General features: G+C 63.9%; 18 protein-coding genes. 12 read left to right on the top strand and 6 right to left on the bottom strand.

Features of this window, described 5'->3' with window-relative positions; translation table 11 throughout:
- Positions 1-43 precede the first annotated feature (43 nt).
- On the top strand, positions 44-787 hold the full coding sequence (locus tag FGU64_RS15120) for an IclR family transcriptional regulator (RefSeq protein ID WP_139953941.1): 744 nt from the start codon (positions 44-46) through the stop codon (positions 785-787).
- Positions 788-830: 43 nt separating this feature from the next.
- Entirely contained in the window at positions 831-1,496 is a 666-nt protein-coding gene (locus FGU64_RS15115; protein WP_139953940.1) for a GDSL-type esterase/lipase family protein, read from the top strand.
- Between the two features lie 297 nt (positions 1,497-1,793).
- Here the strand turns inward: FGU64_RS15115 and FGU64_RS15110 are convergent, their stop codons facing one another.
- Positions 1,794-2,243 (bottom strand): universal stress protein, encoded by a 450-nt coding sequence (locus FGU64_RS15110; RefSeq protein WP_139953939.1) that lies wholly within the window; start codon positions 2,241-2,243, stop codon positions 1,794-1,796.
- A gap of 260 nt (positions 2,244-2,503) precedes the next feature.
- Here FGU64_RS15110 and FGU64_RS15105 point away from each other — a divergent pair, with 260 nt between their 5' ends.
- The 3 genes from FGU64_RS15105 (at position 2,504) to FGU64_RS15095 (ending at position 6,362) form a co-directional block, all read left to right on the top strand.
- A complete protein-coding gene (locus tag FGU64_RS15105) occupies positions 2,504-2,851 on the top strand; it encodes a carboxymuconolactone decarboxylase family protein (protein ID WP_139955398.1) in 348 nt (115 codons plus the stop codon).
- A 260-nt stretch (positions 2,852-3,111) separates the two neighbouring features.
- Entirely contained in the window at positions 3,112-4,251 is a 1,140-nt protein-coding gene (locus FGU64_RS15100) for a substrate-binding domain-containing protein (protein ID WP_246671358.1), read from the top strand.
- Between the two features lie 17 nt (positions 4,252-4,268).
- Entirely contained in the window at positions 4,269-6,362 is a 2,094-nt protein-coding gene (locus FGU64_RS15095) for an ATP-binding cassette domain-containing protein (RefSeq protein WP_139953937.1), read from the top strand.
- 296 nt (positions 6,363-6,658) lie between these two features.
- On the opposite strand, the gene FGU64_RS15090 is transcribed toward FGU64_RS15095, so the two are convergent.
- Positions 6,659-7,636, bottom strand: a complete 978-nt coding sequence (locus FGU64_RS15090) for a glycosyltransferase family 2 protein (protein WP_180375538.1) — start codon at positions 7,634-7,636, stop codon at positions 6,659-6,661.
- A gap of 57 nt (positions 7,637-7,693) precedes the next feature.
- Between FGU64_RS15090 and FGU64_RS15085 the strand changes: the two genes are divergently transcribed.
- From FGU64_RS15085 to FGU64_RS15075, 3 genes are all read left to right on the top strand, one after another.
- On the top strand, positions 7,694-8,956 hold the full coding sequence (locus tag FGU64_RS15085) for a hypothetical protein (protein ID WP_180375537.1): 1,263 nt from the start codon (positions 7,694-7,696) through the stop codon (positions 8,954-8,956).
- Complete coding sequence (locus tag FGU64_RS15080) at positions 8,953-10,446, top strand: lipopolysaccharide biosynthesis protein (RefSeq protein ID WP_139953935.1); 1,494 nt, start codon at positions 8,953-8,955, stop codon at positions 10,444-10,446. Before FGU64_RS15085 ends, FGU64_RS15080 begins: the two co-directional genes overlap by 4 nt.
- A 66-nt stretch (positions 10,447-10,512) precedes the next feature.
- Entirely contained in the window at positions 10,513-11,757 is a 1,245-nt protein-coding gene (locus FGU64_RS15075) for a glycosyltransferase family 4 protein (protein ID WP_139953934.1), read from the top strand.
- Here FGU64_RS15075 and FGU64_RS15070 read toward each other — a convergent pair.
- Together FGU64_RS15070 and FGU64_RS15065 are read right to left on the bottom strand one after the other, a co-directional pair.
- Entirely contained in the window at positions 11,754-13,202 is a 1,449-nt protein-coding gene (locus FGU64_RS15070) for a DUF4214 domain-containing protein (RefSeq protein ID WP_139953933.1), read from the bottom strand. The two genes, FGU64_RS15075 and FGU64_RS15070, sit on opposite strands and share 4 nt — an antisense overlap.
- Positions 13,203-13,239: 37 nt before the next feature.
- A complete protein-coding gene (locus FGU64_RS15065) occupies positions 13,240-14,517 on the bottom strand; it encodes a glycosyltransferase family 1 protein (RefSeq protein WP_246671126.1) in 1,278 nt (425 codons plus the stop codon).
- Between the two features lie 193 nt (positions 14,518-14,710).
- Between FGU64_RS15065 and FGU64_RS15060 the strand changes: the two genes are divergently transcribed.
- On the top strand, positions 14,711-15,847 hold the full coding sequence (locus FGU64_RS15060; protein ID WP_139953932.1) for a glycosyltransferase family 1 protein: 1,137 nt from the start codon (positions 14,711-14,713) through the stop codon (positions 15,845-15,847).
- Here FGU64_RS15060 and FGU64_RS15055 read toward each other — a convergent pair.
- Positions 15,832-17,016, bottom strand: coding sequence for a glycosyltransferase (locus FGU64_RS15055; RefSeq protein ID WP_246671357.1), 1,185 nt, complete (start codon positions 17,014-17,016; stop codon positions 15,832-15,834). The two genes, FGU64_RS15060 and FGU64_RS15055, sit on opposite strands and share 16 nt — an antisense overlap.
- Before the next feature lie 294 nt (positions 17,017-17,310).
- Between FGU64_RS15055 and FGU64_RS15050 the strand changes: the two genes are divergently transcribed.
- The 3 genes from FGU64_RS15050 (at position 17,311) to FGU64_RS15040 (ending at position 19,983) form a co-directional block, all read left to right on the top strand.
- Positions 17,311-18,183 (top strand): glycosyltransferase, encoded by an 873-nt coding sequence (locus FGU64_RS15050; protein WP_136357297.1) that lies wholly within the window; start codon positions 17,311-17,313, stop codon positions 18,181-18,183.
- A 12-nt stretch (positions 18,184-18,195) separates the two neighbouring features.
- Positions 18,196-19,503, top strand: a complete 1,308-nt coding sequence (locus tag FGU64_RS15045) for a polysaccharide biosynthesis/export family protein (RefSeq protein WP_136357299.1) — start codon at positions 18,196-18,198, stop codon at positions 19,501-19,503.
- 249 nt (positions 19,504-19,752) lie between these two features.
- Positions 19,753-19,983, top strand: a complete 231-nt coding sequence (locus FGU64_RS15040; protein WP_136357301.1) for a hypothetical protein — start codon at positions 19,753-19,755, stop codon at positions 19,981-19,983.
- 135 nt (positions 19,984-20,118) lie between these two features.
- On the opposite strand, the gene FGU64_RS15035 is transcribed toward FGU64_RS15040, so the two are convergent.
- A complete protein-coding gene (locus tag FGU64_RS15035; RefSeq protein WP_281405278.1) occupies positions 20,119-20,985 on the bottom strand; it encodes a sugar transferase in 867 nt (288 codons plus the stop codon).
- Positions 20,986-21,038: the final 53 nt, after the last annotated feature.

Below are 21,038 nucleotides of genomic sequence, written 5' to 3'. Positions count from 1 at the left end.
TCAACTGGATGCTCTATATGGAACAAGTAGGAGAATTTGACGGATGAGTTCCTTAGAGAGTGCCATTCGAATTCTGCAGTGCTTCACCCCCGGGACACCTCGTTTGAGGGTCACGGAACTCGCCGAGCGGCTCGACCTGCCGAAGAGTACGGTTTCCCGGCTGCTCAAGACGCTGAGCGACGGCGGTATGCTCGACAGGGACGAAGCGACGCGGCAGTACGACGCCGGCCCTGTCGCGCTTCAGCTCGGCGCTCTCTACATGGCCAAGCACAGCCTTCTCGACCTAGTCGACGAGGCGGTTTCCAGACTTGTCGAGCGGTTCCCGTTTACCGGCTACGTCGCCGTGCTCGATGGGGCGGACGCGGTCGTCCTGCGGTGCCGGCAGGGCGGCTACCCGCTGAAATTCGTACTCGACATCGGAACGCGCCAGCCGGCGGCGGAAGCCGCCATGGGCATAGGTCTCTTGTCTCAACTCGACGAAACCAAACTGGAAGAAGCCCTTCGAGCGGGCCGCAACGCCGGTGACAATGTCATTCCGGCCACGCGCGAGGCGATCTCGCATTTCAAGCGAGAGGGTTGGGTCGAGGTCCCGTGTCTCGCCGTTCCCGGGATAACCGCCATCGGATCGGCGGTTCTGCCTCCGAACGATCGAGAGCCGGCTATCGGTTTTTCGATGTCCTTTCCGGACGCCGCCGTCGACAACCAGAAGCGCACGGAAATCGCACGCGAAGTCCTGACGACAGCACAGCATCTGACGCGGGCCGCGACACGCCTGGCCTCGATCTGACGCGGCGCCCGCCTTGCCTTTCATCACTGACCCGGAGGCCAACATGTCCATATTTCCACCTGCCAGAAGGTCCTTCTCCCGTATCTGCTTCATAGGCGACGCCTTCACGGTCGGTGCCGGCGACGAAACCTCTCTCGGCTGGGTCGGGCGGCTCTGCGCCGGGGAATGGGAGCGTGGCCACGATATATCGACCTACAATCTCGGCATCCGTGGCAACTCCTCGCGCGAGATCGCCAAGCGCTGGCGCCAGGAATGCGAAGCGCGCCTGCCGGCGAATGCAAACGGGCGTCTGGTTTTCATGTTCGGTGGCAACGACGCCAAGGAAGTCGTCGGGCATGGCTTCGAGGTTCCGCTGGAGGAGGCCGCCGCCAACGCACGGTGCTTCATGGCCGAGGCGGCGGCGTGGCGGCCTACCCTGTGGATCGGCCTTATGCCGATGAATGAAGCGAAGCCCTATCCGCAGTTGCTGAGCGGCGGGCCGCAATACCGTTTTTCCAATGCGCGCCAGGCCGAGTACAATGCCTGCTATCAGAATATCGCCGCCGAACTGGGTATCCCTTTCCTCGATTTGCACACCAGATTGATCGACGATCCGGCCTGGATGGCGCTGACGCAAGAGGGAGATGGCAGCAACCCCACCAGCGAGGGCTATGCCCTCGTCTCAGCGATCATTTCCAAATGGCATGCGTGGCGAGCCTGGTTCGATTGAATGAACTGAAGATCCGCCTTGGCCGAGGCACCTCGGGGGATCATAAATCCACCGTCTTTTGGAGAAAGCAGCCGAGGCCTGTGTTCCCGCATAACCAACGGCGTCGCCGATGGGCAAGTTCACGCCGGCCGACGTCGACGGGCTCGACGAGGGAACGGTGTCGGACAACGCGCGGACGGTGCTGACGACCGCATCCGAGGGAGACAGCTGCACCGGCCGGGAGGCGCGAAGTCGAACCTGGAAGATGCCGCCGCTCACGGCACGCGCCCGCACCTTCAATCGCGAGGAGCCTTCGGCTCAGCGCACGACCAGCACGGGTGTATGGCTGTGCGCCAGCACCTCCGCGGTCTGGCTTCCCATCAGCATTCGGCTGACGCCCCGCCGCCCGTGGGAAGCCATCACGATCAGGTCGCAGTCATAGCCCGCGGCGGTTTCGAGGATCGCCGTGGCAGGATGGGCGTTTGCTACGTGAACCGTATTCGCGTCGAGCCCCAACTTGCCTGCCTCGGCCTTGACCGCCGACAGGATTTCAGCCGCGAACCGCTTCTGGCCCTCGTCGTATCGCTCGTAGTCGACAGGGCTTCCGACCCATCCGGAGCTTGTTGTCGCACCTTGTATGGGAAGCCGTTCGGTGGCGATCACGACCGTCACTTTGCTGCCGAGGGCCTTTGCCAGAGACAGGCCCTGCCCGACGCCGCGCTGTGCCAAGTCTGAGCCATCGGTGGTGATCAGGATATGGTTGTACAAGGCTCGTCTCCTTCCGTACCGATCTCCCACTACGGCAAGAGGTAGGCATCCGCCGCCTATCCGACAAGCGGGTTTGCAGGATGTGGCGATACTCAAGCAAGCAGCCGCTTGCTGGACCCATCCAAATTTCAACACGCCCGTCATTTCCGTAATGAATGCCCCGTGCGACGGGCTGTCATTTTGACAGCGGTGCCTCAGGGTCTACCATCCCGTTCGGCGCGGAGCCATGCGGGCTGCCGGCGCCGGAAAAGGAAATGACGATGTCCGAAGGAATGTATCCGACCTCCACCACAGAGCTTGCAAGGAAGCGTCGGGAACTCGCGCCCGAAACGGAAGCGGCTTTCCAGGCGTTCAGCCAGAAGGTTTTCGCGGAGGGCGCTTTGCCGGTAAAGACAAAGCAACTCATTGCCGTCGCGGTCGCGCATGTCACGCAGTGTCCGTACTGCATAAAGGGGCATACCAAAGCCGCGCTCCGCCACGGAGCCACACAGCAGGAACTGATGGAAGCGATCTGGGTGGCGGCCGAAATGCGGGCTGGCGGCGCCTACGCGCACTCCGCGCTCACCCTCGAGCAAATGGAGAAGGTCGCGACACCCGCCGCTAGCTGAACCGCCGAGCCCGGCAACATCAGGGCGCGCTCCCCGTCCCCTTTGGAATCGGATACCGAGCGGCCGGTCATGGCCGCTCAAGTCAGGGCGGAACGCGGTGAAATTTTCATCGCTGAATTCAGGAATCCGACGGAACAACTTCTATTACAGAACGTTATGTTTCGTGATCTCGCTTACAGAGCGAGCCTGGAATCAGGGAGCTATCAATGGATGCGTTCGGTAAATCAGGATCGATAAAAGGGACTGGCCTGTTGGCGTGCATGAGCATGGCGCTGGCCGCATCGACCGGCGGCGCGCTGGCCAACACTTCTTCTTCGCTGACAGCCAGTTCCTTCACCGCCGATTTCTCGGCGATGGAAGCCCTCAAGGACCTCGCCTCGAAGGGCAAAGGCAAGATCGGCATTCTCCTGCCGGAAACGACGACCTCGGCGCGCTACACCTCCTTCGACGCTCCCTATCTCAAGGAGGCCTTCGCCAAGGCGGGGCTTTCATCCGATCAGTTCATCATCACCAACGCGCAGGGGTCGGAATCGACCCAGTTGACGCAGGCGCAATCGGATATTTCACAAGGCGCGTCTGTACTCTTGATCGACCCGATCTCGTCAGGCGTCGGCGCTTCGGTGGAATCCTACGCCAAGGATCACGGCGTTGCCGTGATCGACTATGACCGGCTCACGCTCGGCGGCGCCCGCAGCTACTACGTCAGCTTCGACAATGTTGAGGTCGGCAAGAAGATCGGCGAGGGCATGGTTTCGTGCATTGCCGACTGGAAGATCGAGAAGCCGCAGGTGCTGATCATGCGCGGCGCGCCGACCGACAACAACGCCACGCTCTTCGCCGAAGGCTATGACGGCGTGCTGGAGCCGCATTTCAAATCGAAAGACTATACGAAGGTCGGCGAGCCGGCCGGCACCTGGGACCCGGCCAAGGCGCGGACGATCTTCGAGGAGCAGTATACCGCGCACAACACCATCAACGCCGTCGTGACGCCCAACGACGACAACGCCAACGCGGTGATCTCCTACCTCAAGACGCTGCATGTGCCGCCGCAGAAATTCCCGACAACGGGTCAGGACGCGACGCTGACTGGCCTGCAGAACGTGCTTGCCGGCTATCAGTGCGGAACGGTCTACAAGCCGATCTACCTGGAGGCGCAGGCGGCCGCTGCACTGGCCATCTACCTGAGGGCCGGCGAGACGCCGCCTGAGGCGCTGGTCAACGGCAAGACCGCCGACAGCCAGCAGAAGAAGGACGTGCCCTCGGTGCTGCTGACGCCGGTCTGGGTATCGGCGAAGAACATGGCCGGCACTGTCGTCAAGGATAAATTCGTCGACGCCTCCAAGCTTTGCGCCGGAGACTACAGCGACAAGTGCAAGACCGCCGGGATCTCGGTCGAATAGCCGGACAGGCATGAACCATGAGCGAAACCGGCACGGGCGAGCCGCTCCTTCGGCTTAGAAACATCGAGAAACACTTCGGAGCGGTAGAAGCGCTCGCCGGCGTCGATTTCGACGTGCCAGCCGGCCAGGTGACGGCGCTGGTCGGCGATAACGGGGCCGGCAAATCGGTCCTCGTCAAGACCATCGCCGGCATCCACGAAGCGGACGGCGGCGAAATCTTCTGGGAAGGCAAGCCGGTCCACGTCAGGAGCCCGCGCGATTCCGCCGCGCTCGGCATCGAGGTGGTCTATCAGGACCTGGCGCTTTGCGACAATCTCGACGTCGTCCAGAACATGTTCCTCGGCCGCGAGAGGGTGCGCAACGGCCTTCTCGACGAGGACAGCATGGAGAAGGCTGCCGCCGACACACTGGCCGGGCTTCATGTGCGCACGGTGCGGTCCGTCCGCCAAAAGGTGGTGTCGCTGTCAGGCGGACAGCGCCAGTCGATCGCCGTCGCCAAGGCGGTGATGTGGAACTCCAGGCTCGTCATACTCGATGAGCCGACGGCGGCGCTCGGCGTCGCCCAGACACGGCAGGTGCTGGCGCTGGTCAGGCGGCTGGCCGACCAAGGCCTTGCCGTTGTCATGATCTCGCACAATCTCAACGACGTCTTCGCCGTCGCCGACCGCATCGCGGTCCTCAGGCTGGGCCGGATGGTCGGCGCCGGCCCGGTTTCTCAATTCGATTCCTCGACCGTCGTCGATCTGATGACGATGGGTCGCTCGGAGCGGCGCGCGGCGCTCGGGAAGAGGGAAGCGGGCGCGACGCCAGAGGCGATCAGCGCGGAAACGCCCCTTGAGAGAGATGCGATGCCGCCGGTCAACGGAGAGGACGCCTCGGAGCGGGTCGAGACCCTGATTCCGACCGGCACACAGAGCTTCGGCGACTACATGCACGCAGCATGGTCGAAAATCCGTGCCGGTCAGAGCGGCATTCTGCCGGTCGTGCTTGGCCTGATCCTGATCTCGGCCATCTTCCAGTCGCAGAACGCCAACTTCCTGTCGCCGGGTAATCTCGTCAACCTGCTGGTGCAGGGCTCGGTCTTCATGCTGATCGGCATGGGCGAGGTCTTCGTGCTGCTGCTGGCCGAGATCGACCTGTCGCTCGGCTTCGTCGCCGGCATCGGCGGCGTGGTGGTGACGGAACTGGTCCAGCCGGACGCCGGCTGGCCGTGGTGGGTCGCCATCGCCGCCGCCCTTCTCGTCACCGCCTTCATCGGTTTCGTCCAGGGCACTCTGATCACCCGGCTCAGGCTCCCCTCTTTCGTCGTGACGCTGGGCGGCCTTCTCGGCTTCCAGGGATTGATGATCCTGCTGCTGGGAACAGGCGGGACGATCCCGATCCCCGACGACACGATCAACAACCTCGCCAACGGCACGCTGTCGAACGCCGCCGGCTGGACATTGACGATTGCCGTCGTGGCGATCTTTGCCGCGATCACGACCATCCGCCACCGGCAGCGGCAGAAAAGCGGGCTGATCACGCCACCGGCCGGGCTGACCGTCGTCAAGATAGCCGCCGCCACCGTGGCCGGGGTCGTCATCGTCCTGATCTGCAATACCCAGCGCGGCGTCCCCGCCTTCCCCTTCAGCGGCATGCCGTGGGTGGTGCCGATCGTCCTGGGCGTGCTGTTCGTCTGGTCGGTTCTTCTGACCCGCACCCGCTTCGGCCGCTATATCTACGCCATCGGCGGCAACGCGGAAGCCGCTCGCCGCGCCGGCATCGGCCTTGGCTGGAGCAGGACGGCCGGTTTTACGCTGGCCGGGCTGACGGCAGGCATCGGCGGCATCGTTTATGCCTCGCGCCTGCGCTCGATGTCGACGAGTTTCGATGGCGGCACGATCGTTCTCTATGTCGTGGCGACGGCCGTCATCGGCGGCACCAGCCTGTTCGGCGGTCGCGGCCACCCGCTGCACGCCGTGCTCGGCGGCATCGTCATCGCCGCAATCGTCAATGGCATGGCGCTGCTCGGCCTGAGCGCGGCGGTGCAACTGATCGCAACAGCGCTTGTGCTGATCGCGGCCATCACCGTCGATGTCGTCGTGCGCCAGCGGGGCGAGACCGCCCGTTGACGAACTGAATGCCTCGCTAACCTCTGCCGCGACGGACAAGTCTCACGCTGCCGAGCACTTCGGCAATGGTTTCAGCCTATCGCCGTAATTCTTGCCGGCAAGAACGGCGCCGTGCTGATCCGGCCGGACGGATTCACAGCCTGAGCGTCGATGGCATTTCGGAAGTGGAGAAATTGCCGGACGTGACACAGCGATGAGATGAACAGGTTCAAGGCAGAGGAACTTGCCGATCCCCATTCCATAGGGAACCACAATCCCGACACGGCAGGCACCGTGAGCGGCGCTGGAATCGCGCGTCAGCTCCGCCAGGATGCTTCGACGAAAATCTCTCGCGCCCGGGAAAGAACGCCCTTCGTCCGGAACAGGTGGCCGATCGGAGGCAGGATCGCCAGACGCGGCAGGAGACCGAAAGCAAGCCGGAACAGGCCCGCAGCCTCGCGATACTTGGCTCGAACGAGGTGCGACATGGCGGACCAATAGGCGTCGCGCGCGAGGCTCGCCCGCGCGAGCGCACGCAGCCTGTCGGATTGGCGCCCGTCCATGGCCCCGGTCGACAGGAACTTGTCGATCGCACCGTAAAGGGATTCCAGAAAGAGCCTGAAATCCTGCCAGTAAGCGCTGGAAATATTGTTGCTGTGCTCCTGCTGGATTCCCTGGACGGCGTCCGTCCTGGCGACATCTCCAAGCGCGGCCAGCCGCATCAGCATCTCGCGATCGCAGGTGAACGGCAGATCTTTCCTGTAGTGGCCGGCGCGTTTCTGGATGGTGGTGCGGACCACCGTAAAGTCGACAAAACCTTGCCGGGGGTGGCGGCAGATATTCTCGATGAATGCCGGACCGGAAACGACCGTCCAGACTGCAGGCTTCGCGGCGGACAGTTCATCCGGCACCGCATTTCCAGCGCTGACGATATGCCCTCTGCCCTGCGCGACGGACACGGCGGGATTTTCTTCCAGGATGGCGATGGCGCGCTTGAGGCTGCCGGGCGTGAGCATGTCGTCGGCGCACAGTATCGTGAAATAGTCGGCCTGCGCCTCATCGATACCTTCGTTAAAAGAGGCGATAACTCCGACATTGACCGGATGGGCGATGACCCGGATCCGACCATCCCTCGCCGCCAGTTCATTGGCCACGGCGAGACTGTCGTCGGTCGATGCGTTGTCTATGACAAGCACCCGCATGTTTTCGACATCCTGCGACAGCACGCTCCCGATACAGGCGGGCAGGTAGCGCCCGTATTGATAGTTCGGAATGATGACGTCGATGCTGGACACTGGCACGCTCCTCCCTGTCGCGGATCGTCTGCCGGTGGCGCTGGCGTGCGGACGTCGATGCGCCGACTGACCTCTGTCGTAGAGACGCCGAGACCGTCCGTCCACTCCGTCAAAGGTGGATGGGGGTTACCGCTAATTTCGGGATCGGTCAGCCGAATCCAGGGGTGGTATCGTCCGGCATATGAAATCGCGATGAGTTCCCGAACGTGCTGGAAAACGGGGGAATGCATGTCACTGAGAGCCGGCGACTGGGTGGAAGTAAGATCCAGAGAAGAAATCCTCAGCACCCTCGACAGGAACGGCCGGCTTGAAAACCTTCCTTTCATGCCGCAGATGCTTCAATATTGCGGCAAGCGCTTTCGCGTCTACAAGCGCGCGCACAAGACCTGCGATACGATAAACTTCGCCGGCGGGCGCAGATTGCCGGGCGGTATCCACCTGGAAAACCTGCGCTGCGACGGCGCCGCCTTCGGCGGCTGCCAGGCGGCGTGTCTGATCTTCTGGAAGGAGGCATGGCTGAAGCCGGCCGACCAGCCGGACGACGCAGCCGTCATGCCGGCGGCGACGGGCTGTACGGAAGCCGACCTGCTTGCAGGCACGCTTGCCGCGGACCAGCCGTCGGTCGGCGGCCCGCGATATTCATGCCAGGCCACCGAGGTCCTGGAGGCGACGACCCGCCTTCCCTGGTGGGACGTGCGCCAATACGCGGAGGATCTCACATCCGGAAACGCCAGCGCGTGGCGCCTGCTGACAGGGTCCATCTACGCCGCGGTATTTACCCTGTATTGCTACCTGCCCAGTTTCGGCCTCGGCGGCCAGGCGAAGCGCTTCACCCGCGCCTATGACGCAGCCCAACGCCTTTACGGCGGCATTCCCTTTCCGCGCTATCGGGGGACCATCCCGGCGGACCAGCCGGCCCCGAGCGCCACGCTGGATCTCCAGCCCGGCGAACTGGTCAGGGTCAAATCCTATGCGGACATCCTCAGCACGATCGACGTGAACAACAGGAACCGCGGCCTCTCCTTCGATGCGGAGATGGTTCCCTATTGCGGCCGGACCTTCCGGGTCCGCTCGCGCGTGACCACCTTCGTCAACGAGAAGACCGGGCTGATCAACAGGCTCCGGGGACCGGCCGTCATACTGGACAACGTCTGGTGCAATTCACGCTACAGCGACTGCCGCATGCAGTGCCCGAGGGCAATTTTCCCCTGGTGGCGCGAGATATGGCTTGAAAGGGTGACCGGCGACACATCCAACACAGCAAGTCAGGCGCGGGCGGACCGGGAAGAGACTCGCACGCCTGTTGCGAGCGCCTCATGAAGGACGACATCCTGTCCGCCAAACGCGGCCACCACAGCCTCAAGGGCGAAGCCGTTCAAAGCGGCCTCGCCCGTATGGTGAGCCAGGGGGTGAACCTGATGCTGCGGGTGGGCTATATCGCCATACTGGCGCGGCTGCTCAGCCCCAGCGATTTCGGCCTGGTCGCGATGGTGGTTGCGCTCACCGGCATCTTCGACGTCTTCACGACGGCCGGGCTTTCCTCAGCGACCATCCAGAAGGACGAGATCTCACATGCCGAGGTCTCGGCGCTGTTCTGGGTCAACATACTCGTCGGAACCCTGCTGATGCTTTTGTGCGCTGCAAGCGCCTACTTCATCTCCGGCTTCTACCATGACCCGCGCCTGATCTGGATCACCGTCGCGATCGCTCCGGGTTTCCTGCTCAACGCGGCAGGCGTGCAGCATGCCGCCCTGCTGGAGCGCAATCTGCGCTACATAACCTTGAGCGGGATCGAAACCGGCGCGCTGTGCGCGGGCGTGGTGACGGCCGTCCTGCTGGCATTGAGCGGCTACGGCTACTGGGCGCTGATCGCCCCGACCCTCGTCTCCCCGGCTGTCAGCAGCCTTGGCTGCTGGATCGCAACGGGATGGATCCCCGGCCTGCCCCGGCGCGATGCCGATATCCGCTCGCTCCTGCATTTCGGCGGGGTCGTCACGCTGAACAATCTTGTCGTCTATGTCGGCTACAACGCCGAGAAGGTCCTGCTCGGGCGATTCTGGGGCGCCGGCCCGCTCGGCCTGTATACTCGCGCCTTCCAGCTCATCGGCATTCCGACGGCCACGATCAACAGCGCCGTCGGCGCTGTCCTGTTCTCCGCCTTGTCGCGCATTCAGAACGATCCCGCACGCCTGCGGAGCTTCTACCTCAAAGGCTACTCGATCGTCATCGCGTTCACCGTGCCGATCACGATGTTCTCCTTCGTGTTCGCGCACGAGATCGTCACCATCGTGCTGGGCCCGAAATGGACGGAGGCGGCGACCATCTTTCGCCTGCTCGCCCCGACCATCCTGGTGTTCGGGATCATCAACCTCACCTATTGGCTGCTGATCGCGACCGGCAAGCAGAAGCGCAGCCTCTACATGGCCTTCGTCATCGCCCCGCTCGTCATCACGTCCTACTGCATCGGGATATCCTTCGGCCCGGAAGGGGTGGCCCTGAGCTACTCAACGGCCCTGGTGCTGTGGCTTTATCCGCACCTGGTCTGGAGCCTGCATAACACGCCGGTCTCGGTGGGGGACCTGCTCGGAACGATCGTCAAGCCGTGGATAGCGGGAATGGCGGCCTCGGCCGGCGCGCTGGCCGTCCAGCACTATCTCGGTCCGGAATCTCCCACGCTTCTGCGGCTCATTGCGGGAGGCACGGTGCTGGCCGGCATATACGGTTTCGTCCTGCTCTTCGTGCTGGGACAGTTGACCCTGTTCCGGGACGTGCTGCTGAGCTTTCGGCGGGAGGCGCGGGCGGGCGCCTGAAGCCGCCCAGGTCACCGCGGCCAGGCATCGCCCGGTGTTGGGAAATCAGAACTCTCCGGGGGAGAAATGGCAGTCCTGGCAATCGTCCACAGCTATCCCTACGACGCTTTCTTCGGCGGCGACGGAGCCTACGTCCAGGCATTCGGACAGTATCTCCTGCGAACGGGCCACGAGGTCCACGGGTTGGTATCCGACATGACGCGCGGGAGAAGAAATCCGATCGGCAGGAGCGTCTACGAAATAGAGAAATATTCTTCGTGGCAGGTCCGCAACAGCCTCCGATTGAACCGAAGGACGTTCCTCGCGGCGGAGCAGCTTGGTCCGGCAAATCTGGCCGGATTGCTTCTTGGAAAGCGCGCCGCGCCGGCCGCCGGGATGACCGAGCAGGATTTCCCGGCAGCGGAAATCCGGTGGGTGGAGGAACGCATCGAGGCGCTCGGGCCGGACGCGGTGATCCTGTTTCACGACGCCGTGCATTTCGCTCCTTCCCTCGCGCGCAACGGCCACCGGATCTTCTCGCTCGTCGGCCACCTCAAGCAACGCCACGGCACCTCGCATCGAAAGCCGCAGCGCAGGGCAGACGAGACCGCGGCAGGGGAAACGGGATTGGTCCGCTCGCTGAAGGCGGCCGATTGTGTCGGCCTCAACAGCATGGACGATGTATCGTATGCCCACGACCGACTCGGCATAAAGCGCGTGATCTCGCTCGGCATGGGTTACGGCGCCTACAGGAAGCAGTCCGACAGCGACGAACCCGTCGTCCTCTTCGTTGGAAACGCGACGATGCCCAATCATGCCGCGCTGTCGTGGTTCCTGTCGGAGGTCTGGCCGTCCGTCCGGACCGCATGCCCGCCGGCAAGGTTCCGGGCAGTCGGAACCGCAGCCCTCGCGCCCGAGATCGCGTCGGTGGACGGTTTCGAGCGCGTGGGGCCGCTCCCAGACCTCGCTCCCGAATACCGGCGCGCCCGGCTTGTCGTGGCTCCGCTCGTCTCCGGCTCGGCCGGCGTCAAGGTCAAGGTGGCCGAGGCGATGTCCTACGGCCGCCCGCTGGTGACGACCTCGATCGGGGTCGATGCGGGCGATGCCAATCAACTCGACGAAGGAGCGATCGTGGCGGACGGCGCCGCCGACTTCGCGCGAGCGGTCATCGCGCTGCTGAGCGATGCGAACCTCCGGCGCCGGAAATCCGAAGGAACAGCGCGTGTCTTTGCCGAGCTCTTTTCCTGCGACGCATGCTACGGCCCGTTCCTGTCCTGGCTCGGCAAGGATAGCCGGGCGGCGGCAGACAGGCCGTCGCCGGCATTGGCCTAGTTCGCCGCCTGGGCTTCGGGGACCGCCTTCGTGTTCTCGGCCAGATAGGTGGAATATTTCGTCGCGAACTCGCTGGACGTCACGAGGCCGAGGGCGACGGACTCGCGCGTCATCACTCCGGTTCTCAGCTGATCGGAGTAGACATCGAGCCCCGCTCCATCGGCCTCGCGGCCCAGAAGCAGATGGTAGACGAAACGGACGTAGGCGCGGTCGGCGAGGCCGACGATGGCGTATTTCTCCATGAACTCCCGCGTCTGCATGAGCTGGACCATCATGTTGGGAACGTTGACCTTACCCTCGTCCAGCGCCGCCGACCAGCGTTCGATGTCCTCGGCACTCGCCTTGCGCCCGAGGATCAGGCAATGGGAGAAACTCACCTTGCGGATTGTGAAGGTGACGATCCCGTCGCTGTCGGCGAGGTCACAGTCGCGCCGCGGCTCACGCATGGGCTGCGGTCCGCGGATCAGGTCGCGGGCGGCGACGTAGGCGGCTTTGGGTCCCGCCGCACGCCACCCGTGTTCGGCCGAGCCGACGAGGCGTACCAGCCCCATCGACGCCTCGAAGTCCGGCGCCCAGTAGGTTTCGTCCAGGAGTTCGTAGACATAGGCGGCTTCCACCTTGTACCTGCGTTGCAGCGCGCGCAGCCGCATCATCGACTGCGCCAGCCCCTCGGCCTGCTGCTGCTCGCCCGAGCGGCTGCCGTATGGATTGTTGAATTCCGTGACCCAGATCGGCTTGCCGTAGCCGGCGAGCACCTTGAAGGCGGGCTCGGGGTCCTCTCCGTACATATGCCATACCGAGATGTCCCACGCGATGCCGTCGCGCTTCATCCGCTCGAAGGCGCCGGTATGGCCCCATCCTGCGGTGCCGATCGCCTTGCGGATGCCGGGGTCGACTTCCGTCATGCCGTCGGAAAGTCCCTTCAGGACGGCGCTGACCTTGGCCCAGCGCGGACCGAAGTAATCCAGTGCGTCGGCTCCGCCGGCCAGGCCCCATGCACAGGGATATGTGGTGCCGTCGTCGCGCTTCTCGCAGGGCTTGATGATGGCGTAGTTCTCCATCTCGTTGCCCAGCTCCCAGGTCCGGATCTCGCCCTTGAACCGGGAGCCCAGCGCGACGGCGAGCGTACGCGCCTTGCCGTAGAGGTCCTCGACGCTGTCCTTGTCGAGGTCGATGTCACCGGGCGTGATGACGGGCAGAACCTCTATCCCTCGCTCCCTGCCCTGCGCCAGGACTGTGGCAAGGCTATCCGCCGACGAAGCGTCGGAGACGTTGACGCGATAGGACTTCATGCCGAGGTCTTCGAGGTAATCGAACTGACGCTCGATCGAGATGCCCGGATAGGCCGTGATGGGGTGGCCGTTTGCCCCCCACAAAAGGTCGGCGGTGGCGGGCGAAGCCAAAGCCAGGAAGCAGGCGGCTATGGTCAACACGGGTTTCAACATGGCGGCACCTTTGGTTCTCAGCGATCGATATCCGGCCTCATCGCAGATCGAACACACCGAAATCGGCGTCGACCTCCACCATGAGTTCGAGGTATTTCCAGGCGATCCATCGCCAGGAATAACGGCTCGCGCGGATTTCCCCCTTGGATATCAACCATTCGCGCAAGGTCGGGGCGAGCATGAGCAGGCGAACCTTCTCGGCCCACGAAGGAAGGTCGTCGGGGTCGGCGTAGAGCGCGCAGTCGCCGCAGATTTCGGGAAGGCACGGAGAGGTCGAGGCGATCACCGGGCAGCCCGAGGCCATCGCCTCGACGGCGGGGAGGCCGAAACCCTCGATGCGGGACGGAAAGAGAAAGCAAAGCGCGCCCTCGAGCGCTTTCTTGAAGTCGTCATCACCGATGCGGCCGAGAAGGACGATGTTGTCCGGCACGTTCGGCACGTAGCGGCGAATCGTGGCCTCGTCGACATCACCCATCATCCACAGGTCGAGGCCGATCTCGTCGAGGAACGGAGCCAGCCTGACGAGCAACTCGGTGTTCTTGTAGTCCTGGTCCCGCCTGCCGAGGCATAGGACATAGGGCCTGCCACCGGCGACGTTCAACGACGATCCTTCCGCGTTCCAGCGCTGCGCGTGCTCGCTTCCGTTATAGGTGACGACGATGTTGTCCTCGGGCGCGATGCCGAACGCCACCAGATGGCTGCGCGAGAACTGCGAGACGGTGGTGATGCGGGCCGCGCGTCTACCGAGCGCTGGCAGGATCAGGCGATGCGCCCATCGGAACCCCCAGCCGTAACTTGCCGGCATCAGCCTCGTGTGCATGTCGTGGATGCAGGCGATCTGGTGTCTGACCGCCACGGGCGCGAGGTTGCAGAAGCTCAGCAGCCCGCCCGGCACATGCCGGGGCAGTTGCGCCTGCACCCAGAACTGCGGCAGCCGCGGCCTGCTGAACTCGGGAACGAGCCGCACGGGAATGGTGTCGAGAGGCAGAGGTTCGGAAAGCGGCCGCGGCACGACGATATCTATATCGAGGTCGCGGGCGAGCGGATGGCCTTCCAGGATGAGGGTGTCGAGCGCCATCGTGACTTCGCGGGCATAGCGCGCCACGCCGGTCGGCCTGAGCGTCGTGAAGTCGCCGTTTATGGTCCAGCGCCGCCGCTGCACTTCCCGCTCCGTCCGCGCCGGTCGGGGATGGCCGATCAACACCTTGGCTTTTGCCACGAACGAATCCACCAGCGGGGTGTCGCCGTGATGCCCGTTCAGTTCCGAGGGCATTCCCAGCGGCATCGACTTTGCCCTGACCTCGGGCTTGCCCATGTCTATCTTCCCGGTCTCTCGGCATTCCGGGGCACACTAGCATCGCGGCAGGCACGACGATCCTCAGACGTTTGGGGTAAATCCGCGATTCGATCTCGCCTTTCCGGATGACGGACCACCCGCGGGACAGCACGATGGCCATGGTGACGCGGCTCGCCCATAGCCCCACACTGCCGGCGCGAAGGAGTGCGCGATGGCGCGGCGCTGGACGATCAACGGACGGTTTCTTTGCCAGCCGACGACAGGCGTGCAGCGCTATGCCCGCGAGGTCGCGCTTGCGCTCGATATGCTGGTCGCCGAAGGCGTGCCGCTGGCGCGCGGCCTCGAACTCGACCTGTGCTGTCCGCCCGGCGCCAGCGACCTGCCGCTTTCCCGCATCGTACGCCGCGAGGTCGGCAGAGCAGGCGGCCACGTCTGGGAGCAGGTGCAGCTTCCCCTGTCCGTCGACGGCGGGCTGCTCTCGTTCTGCAACACCGGACCGCTTGCCTGCCGCAAGCAGATCGTCTGCATCCACGACGCGAACGTCTGGAACGCCCCACAAAGCTATTCGCTTGCCTTCAGGAGTTTCTACAAGGCCCTGCTGCCATGCCTCGGCAGGACCGCATGGGGCGTTTCGACCGTATCGAACTATTCACTAGGCGAGTTGGTCGGCCGTGGCGTCGTTCTCGCGCGGCGGGCGTTCGTCGCCCCGAACGGGCACGAGCATGTCCAGCGATGGACGCCCGGACATTCTGAGGCGACACGACTGGCGGCCACGCGCAAGACCATCGTGATGATCGGCAGCGCCGCCCCGCACAAGAATGTGCAACTCGTCCTCGAAATGGCGGGCCGTCTCGCCGAGAACGGCTTCAGGATCGCGGTCGTAGGCATCCCGGACTCTCGTATTTTCCGATCGGCGCCGACTAAGGCCGAAGCACGGAACATCCACTGGCTGGGCCGCGTTTCCGATGACGAGCTGGCGGCGCTGCTCAGGGACTCGCTCTGCCTGGCCTTCCCCTCCCTGACGGAAGGGTTCGGCCTTCCCGCCCTCGAAGCCATGGCGATCGGCTGCCCGGTGGTGGTTTCCGACCGGGCCTGCCTGCCGGAAGTCTGCGAAGACGCCGCTTTGTTCGCGCCTCCTGACGATCCGGAGGCCTGGTTCGACCGCTTCATGCAGCTCGCCGCTTCCGAGCCTCTACGGCTGCGGATGACGGCGAAGGGGAGGGCGAGAGCTTCCGCCTATAGCTGGAGAACCACAGCCATGCGCTATCTCCAGGCCATGAGCATCGCAGACGGCATCGATGTGGAAGCGACTATCGTCAGGGTTCGCGAACCTCACGCCATGTCGTGAAGCTCGCGGACGGCCGCGAGCGATTCCAGAATGGCACAGTCGAAATTCCGCTCGGAAAAGCGTTCGGCGTTCCTGGAGCAGGCGCATGGCGCGATCTTGTCGCTGTTCAGCTCGAACCATTCGACCGCCTCCTTGAGCTGGCCGACCGTCTGGGCCTTGAAAAGCACACCCGTCGGCTCAGGCGCCGCGCCAAGGCGCTGCACGATGTCGACCGCTCCGCCGCGGCCGAAGGCGATCAGCGGCGTGCCGCAGGCCTGTGCCTCGGCCAGCGCGATGCCGAAGTCCTCGCAACCGGCGAAGACCATGGCCTTCGCCCGCGCGACGACGTCGATATAGTCCCGCCGGGGCAGGTAGCCCGAAAAGCTGATGTTGGGGCCGGCGAGCCCGCGCAGGCTGGCCGATTGCTGGCCTTCGCCGACGATGACCAGCCGTCGCGACGGCATCTCGTTGAAAGCGCGGATGACGAGATCCGTGCGCTTGTATGGAGCGAGAAAGGAGGCGCAGACGTAGTAGCCGTCCTTGTCTTCGACACAGGGCAGTTCCTCCAGCGCGACCGGAGGAAAGACGACGCGCGCGTCGCGCCCGTAGATGTGGCGGATGCGGGAGCGGACATAGTTGGAATTCGCCAGCATCAGGTCCGGACCGTGCGCCGTGCGCGTGTCCCATGTCCTGAGGCGATGCAGCATGTAGCGGTAGAGCATGCCCTTCGGCCCGAAGCCGAGTCCGCCCTGCTGGAGATAGGAGAACTGCTCGTCCCAGGCGTAGCGGACGGGGCTGTGCACATAGCAGAGGTGCGGCTGGTCCGGCCGGGTTATCACGCCGCGCGAGAAGGCGGCCGAAGACGAGATCACCGCGTCGAATCCCGTCACGTCGAACTGCTCGATCAGGAAGGGGCAGAAGAAAAAGAGGGATCGATAGAATTTCCGCACCATGGGCAGGCGGTTGGCGGCGGACGTGTGGAATTCCACGTCGCGGAAATACTGCTCCTTCACCTCGGCCGGAAGGAAATCGAAAAGCGTGAAAACCTCGGCGTTTGGAAACTGCTTGCAAATCTGCGCCAGCACCCGCTCGCCACCGCGGAAATTGGGACACCAGTCGTGGACGACCGCTATCCTGGCGTCGCTGCCGCCACTTGGCTCCGTAACGGGCGACAGCGCCCCGGCAGGCATGTCGACCCTGGACGCGAGCGCCAGATCGGAAGAGTGTTCGTGGAGCATGGTTGTCGCCCGGCCCTGGAAGCCTGCACTCTCCATGCCATGCCGGCATGCCGGCAAGTCGTCCGATCGGCTAGACGGTGCCGAAGGCGGCAAGCCGTCTCATCCTTATGGATGCAGCCGGCTGCCGGAGATACCCCGAAAGCCGGTGCCGGGAGGTAGGACGGGGCTGCGCCGTCTCCCTTTATGCAGGCTGCTTCGCCCCCTCTCGCAGGTCTAGGGTTTGGCGGGATCCAACAGGGACCGGCCATGAGGCTTGCAGTGATCATCCCGACCCTCGGCCGCAACGGCCAGGCGGCGCGCCTCGTCGACTATCTGGGCGACCAGACGCGGCTTCCCGACGAGGTCATACTGACGGTGCCCGAGGCAACGCATGTCGACCTGCCTGCGGACCTTCCCTTTCCCGTCTCCCTCGTTTCCGGGCCAAAGGGGCTTGCCGCGCAGCGGAACACCGCGTTGGCACCCGCGATGAGGCGCTTCGACATCATCACGTTCTTCGACGACGATTTCGTGCCGTCGGGCCAATACCTGGAACAGGTCGAGACGGCCTTCACGGAAAACGCGGACTGGGCGGTGGTGATGGGCAGGGTCGTCAGGGACGGCGCGACGAATGCCGGCCTCGGCTGGGAGGAGGCGGAGGCCGCCCTGCGGGAATCCGGCACCGAAAGGTATGACGGCCCGCCGGTGGTCGACCATGTCGGCGCCTACGGCTGCAACATGTCCTTCCGTTCCCCCCTCATCGGCGACCTGCGCTTCGACGAACGCCTCGTCCTTTACGGCTGGCAGGAGGACATCGACTTCACCAGCCAGATGCGCTCCAGGGGGCGGGTCGTGTGCGTGACCTCGATCAGGGGCGTCCACCTCGGCATCAAGTCGGGGCGCGTCAGCGGCAAGCAGTTCGGCTATTCACAGGTCGCGAACGCGATCTACCTGGTCCGCAAGGGCACAGTTCCCGCCTCCTTCGCACTTCCCCTCATGTTCAGGAATATCGCCGCCAATCTGGCGAAAAGCCTGAAGCCGGAATCGTATGTCGACAGGCGAGGCAGGTTGATGGGCAACCTGCTCGCGATCTACCATGTCGCGACGGGACGAATCGAACCCGAATACATCCTGAAAATCTGAGGTGGAAAGACCATGCGGAAGTGGCTTGTGACGATGGCGGCTGCGCTGGCGGCAACGACCGCCTGCAGCCTGCCGACGACCGCCGCCGAGTATCTCCTGGGCCCACAGGACAAGGTCAGGCTCAAGGTCTACGAGTGGCGGGCATCGCGCGACGTCATTTTCGAGTGGACGGCGCTCAACGATGATTTCACCGTCAGCGCAGACGGGACGCTGTTCGTTCCGTTCGTCGGCCAGATCCGGGCACAGGGAACCGCTCCCGGCGAGCTCGCCCGGGCGATCGGCGACCGCCTGATGCAGCAGATGGGGCTCAGCCGGCCGCCGGACGTCGCCGTCGAGATCGCCCAGTACCGGCCGTTCTACATTGTCGGCAACGTCGCGCAGCCGGGCGAATTCCCCTTCAGGCCCGGACTGACGATCCTGCAGGCGATGGGAATTGCCGGCGGCCTGAGGACGCGCGACGAGGACCTCCCGAGGCTGGAACGTGAAATGATCACCGGCCAGGGTGATATCGACCTGCTGTCGCAGTCCAGCTTCAGCCTGCTCGCCCGCAAGGCGCGGCTGGAGTCCGAGCAGGCCGGCAGCGACGATATCTCCTTTCCTGCGGAACTGACGCAGAGGGCCTCCAATCGGACGGTCGCGGTGGCGATGGAGCAGGAGCGCAAGATCTTCACGGTCCGCAGGGACGCGATGACCACGCAGCTCCGCTCACTCAACGAGCTCAAGGATTTCCTTCAAAAGGAACTGGACTCGCTGGAGCAGCAGCTGACTTTCCACGACAAGCAGATTGAACTCGTCCAGAAGGAACTGGCAGGTGTGTCGACCCTTGTCGGGAAGGGATTGGCGGCTGCGCCGCGGGAGCTTTCCCTCGAAGGCACGGTCGCCCGGATGCAGGGCGACAGGCTGGCGGCCGAGACGTCGCTGCTGCGGGTCCGCCAGGAGATCAGCAAGACCGACATCGAGATCCTCAATCTCAACAACCGCAACGCCAACGAGATCGCGGAGGCATTGCGTGAGACGCAGCAGCAGCTGAACGAGATGGCCAGCAAGACCGACACGGCCGTGCAACTGCTTCACGAGACCGAAGTGACAGCCCCCGCGCTGCTTGCCATGCAGGAACGCTCCGAAAGGGCCAGGCCGGTCTTCAAGATCGTCAGGGCGACGGCCACCGGCTCCGAAGAGATCGATGCCGACGAGACGACGCCGGTCGAGCCGGGCGATACGATCAAGATCGAAATTCCCGAGCCGCAATCGGGTATGGCCGTCCTGCCGGCGGCCAGCGGCATGCATGCGGAGATGCCGGCGGCTCAGGATACCAACTGATCGAGCACGTCCGAGAGCGGCAGCGGTGACGAACTGCTATCGCCCGTGCCACTGGAAAAGCACTGGCCCGCGCCCAATGCACAGGGGATCGTTCGGGCTTGGCCCTTGCCTTGAATTTTAGGGCCGCATATCAGTGCGATCCGATCGCTTGCGCATCCGCTCAACGGCGATTCGCCCGGCCCCAGAAACCGTCGGCCGCGTCCCGCCGAATTGCAGCGATCCTTGTCGTGTCACAAACTGGAGGTATCCGTGCTCCTGAGTGTGATCGCCGTAGCGGCGGCGGGCGTTCTTGTGGGATTGCGGTTCAAGGCGCCCGCCCTGATCGCCACGACGGCGGTGCTCCTGGCTGGAAGCCTTGTTTGGAACGGCCTCGGCTTTCCGGGCCACGTGACGATTTCAAGATTCCTGATACTGGTTTTCGCCCTGGCCTGCGCCTATGTCGTCGGCCTGCTTTTGTCGACACGCGGGCGGCGACCCTAGATCGTTTCACCGTTTCACGGAAACGGCGCAACGATCTATCTCTTTGTTTTAGCCACATTTGTGCGACGCCAGACGATTCCGTCTGGCTGCAAAATGCCCTAAGGGTGAAAATCGAACCCGGACAGCGAGGGAACGTCAGGACGTCCTGTCGAAGCGCATCACGGCGAAGATGGTCCTGAACAGGATCGAGACGTCCAGCCAGATCGACCAGTTCCGGACGTATTGGCTGTCCAGCGCGACGCGGCTGGCATAATCGACGCTGCTTCGCCCGCTCACCTGCCAAAGGCCGGTCAATCCCGGCCTGCCTTGCAGGTATTCGCTGAGATGATCGCCGTATTGCGGCAGCTCGTCCTTCACGACCGGCCTAGGGCCGACGCAGCTCATATCGCCGCGAATGACGTTGAAGAGCTGGGGGAGCTCGTCGAGGCTGGACTTGCGCAACATCCGCCCGAGCCGCGTGACGCGGGGATCGTTCCTGATCTTGTGGGTGTTTTCCCACTCCAGGCGGATTTCCGCGTCGGTTTCGATACAGGTCTTCAGCACCTCGTCCGCATTGCAGACCATCGACCGGAATTTGTAGCACCGAAACGGCTTTCCGCCGCGCCCCACGCGGGTATGGGAAAACACGGTCGGGCCACCCATCGTGAACCGGATCAGAAGGGCGACGAGGATCATCACGGGAGCCGCCAGCGCCAGCGCGGTGGTGGCGATGACAAGATCCATGAAGCGCTTCGAGAGGCCGCCGACAACCGGATTGACCATGCCTGGCCCGGGCGCGGGCGTCAGATCGTCCAGTATGACGCCGGCATTGCCGAAATCGGACGAGGATATGGCGTTCACTGCCGCCGTCCGATTTTCTGCATCGTCGAGAGAAAAGGAGTGCACCCAGATCGGGGCATGTGGATGCAGATGTTTTTCGAAGGCGTTTGTCATGGGACGAGGCCCGTTCGAATTCGGTCTCCCCACTTTTCCAAGGCCACGGCATTGGAGCAAGAACAGCAAAGGAGGTAGCGGAAATCTCCAACTCTATCCTCCCTAATCCCAAGGAATGATCC

It is taken from the genome of Mesorhizobium sp. 8 (genome assembly GCF_006351905.1).
In the GTDB taxonomy this organism is placed as follows: Bacteria; Pseudomonadota; Alphaproteobacteria; order Rhizobiales; family Rhizobiaceae; genus Mesorhizobium; species Mesorhizobium composti.
This window is presented reverse-complemented; position numbering and strand designations above follow the sequence as displayed.

Excerpts from the sequence above, each read along its gene's own strand:
- FGU64_RS15120 (WP_139953941.1), top strand. The coding sequence starts at position 44 with ATGAGTTCCTTAGAGAGTGCCATTCGAATTCTGCAGTGCTTCACCCCC.
- FGU64_RS15115 (WP_139953940.1), top strand. The coding sequence starts at position 831 with ATGTCCATATTTCCACCTGCCAGAAGGTCCTTCTCCCGTATCTGCTTC.
- FGU64_RS15105 (WP_139955398.1), top strand. The coding sequence starts at position 2,504 with ATGTCCGAAGGAATGTATCCGACCTCCACCACAGAGCTTGCAAGGAAG.
- FGU64_RS15100 (WP_246671358.1), top strand. The coding sequence starts at position 3,112 with ATGAGCATGGCGCTGGCCGCATCGACCGGCGGCGCGCTGGCCAACACT.
- FGU64_RS15095 (WP_139953937.1), top strand. The coding sequence starts at position 4,269 with ATGAGCGAAACCGGCACGGGCGAGCCGCTCCTTCGGCTTAGAAACATC.
- FGU64_RS15085 (WP_180375537.1), top strand. The coding sequence starts at position 7,694 with ATGCGCCGACTGACCTCTGTCGTAGAGACGCCGAGACCGTCCGTCCAC.
- FGU64_RS15080 (WP_139953935.1), top strand. The coding sequence starts at position 8,953 with ATGAAGGACGACATCCTGTCCGCCAAACGCGGCCACCACAGCCTCAAG.
- FGU64_RS15075 (WP_139953934.1), top strand. The coding sequence starts at position 10,513 with ATGGCAGTCCTGGCAATCGTCCACAGCTATCCCTACGACGCTTTCTTC.
- FGU64_RS15070 (WP_139953933.1), bottom strand. The coding sequence starts at position 13,202 with ATGTTGAAACCCGTGTTGACCATAGCCGCCTGCTTCCTGGCTTTGGCT.
- FGU64_RS15065 (WP_246671126.1), bottom strand. The coding sequence starts at position 14,517 with ATGGGCAAGCCCGAGGTCAGGGCAAAGTCGATGCCGCTGGGAATGCCC.
- FGU64_RS15060 (WP_139953932.1), top strand. The coding sequence starts at position 14,711 with ATGGCGCGGCGCTGGACGATCAACGGACGGTTTCTTTGCCAGCCGACG.
- FGU64_RS15055 (WP_246671357.1), bottom strand. The coding sequence starts at position 17,016 with ATGCCTGCCGGGGCGCTGTCGCCCGTTACGGAGCCAAGTGGCGGCAGC.
- FGU64_RS15050 (WP_136357297.1), top strand. The coding sequence starts at position 17,311 with ATGAGGCTTGCAGTGATCATCCCGACCCTCGGCCGCAACGGCCAGGCG.
- FGU64_RS15045 (WP_136357299.1), top strand. The coding sequence starts at position 18,196 with ATGCGGAAGTGGCTTGTGACGATGGCGGCTGCGCTGGCGGCAACGACC.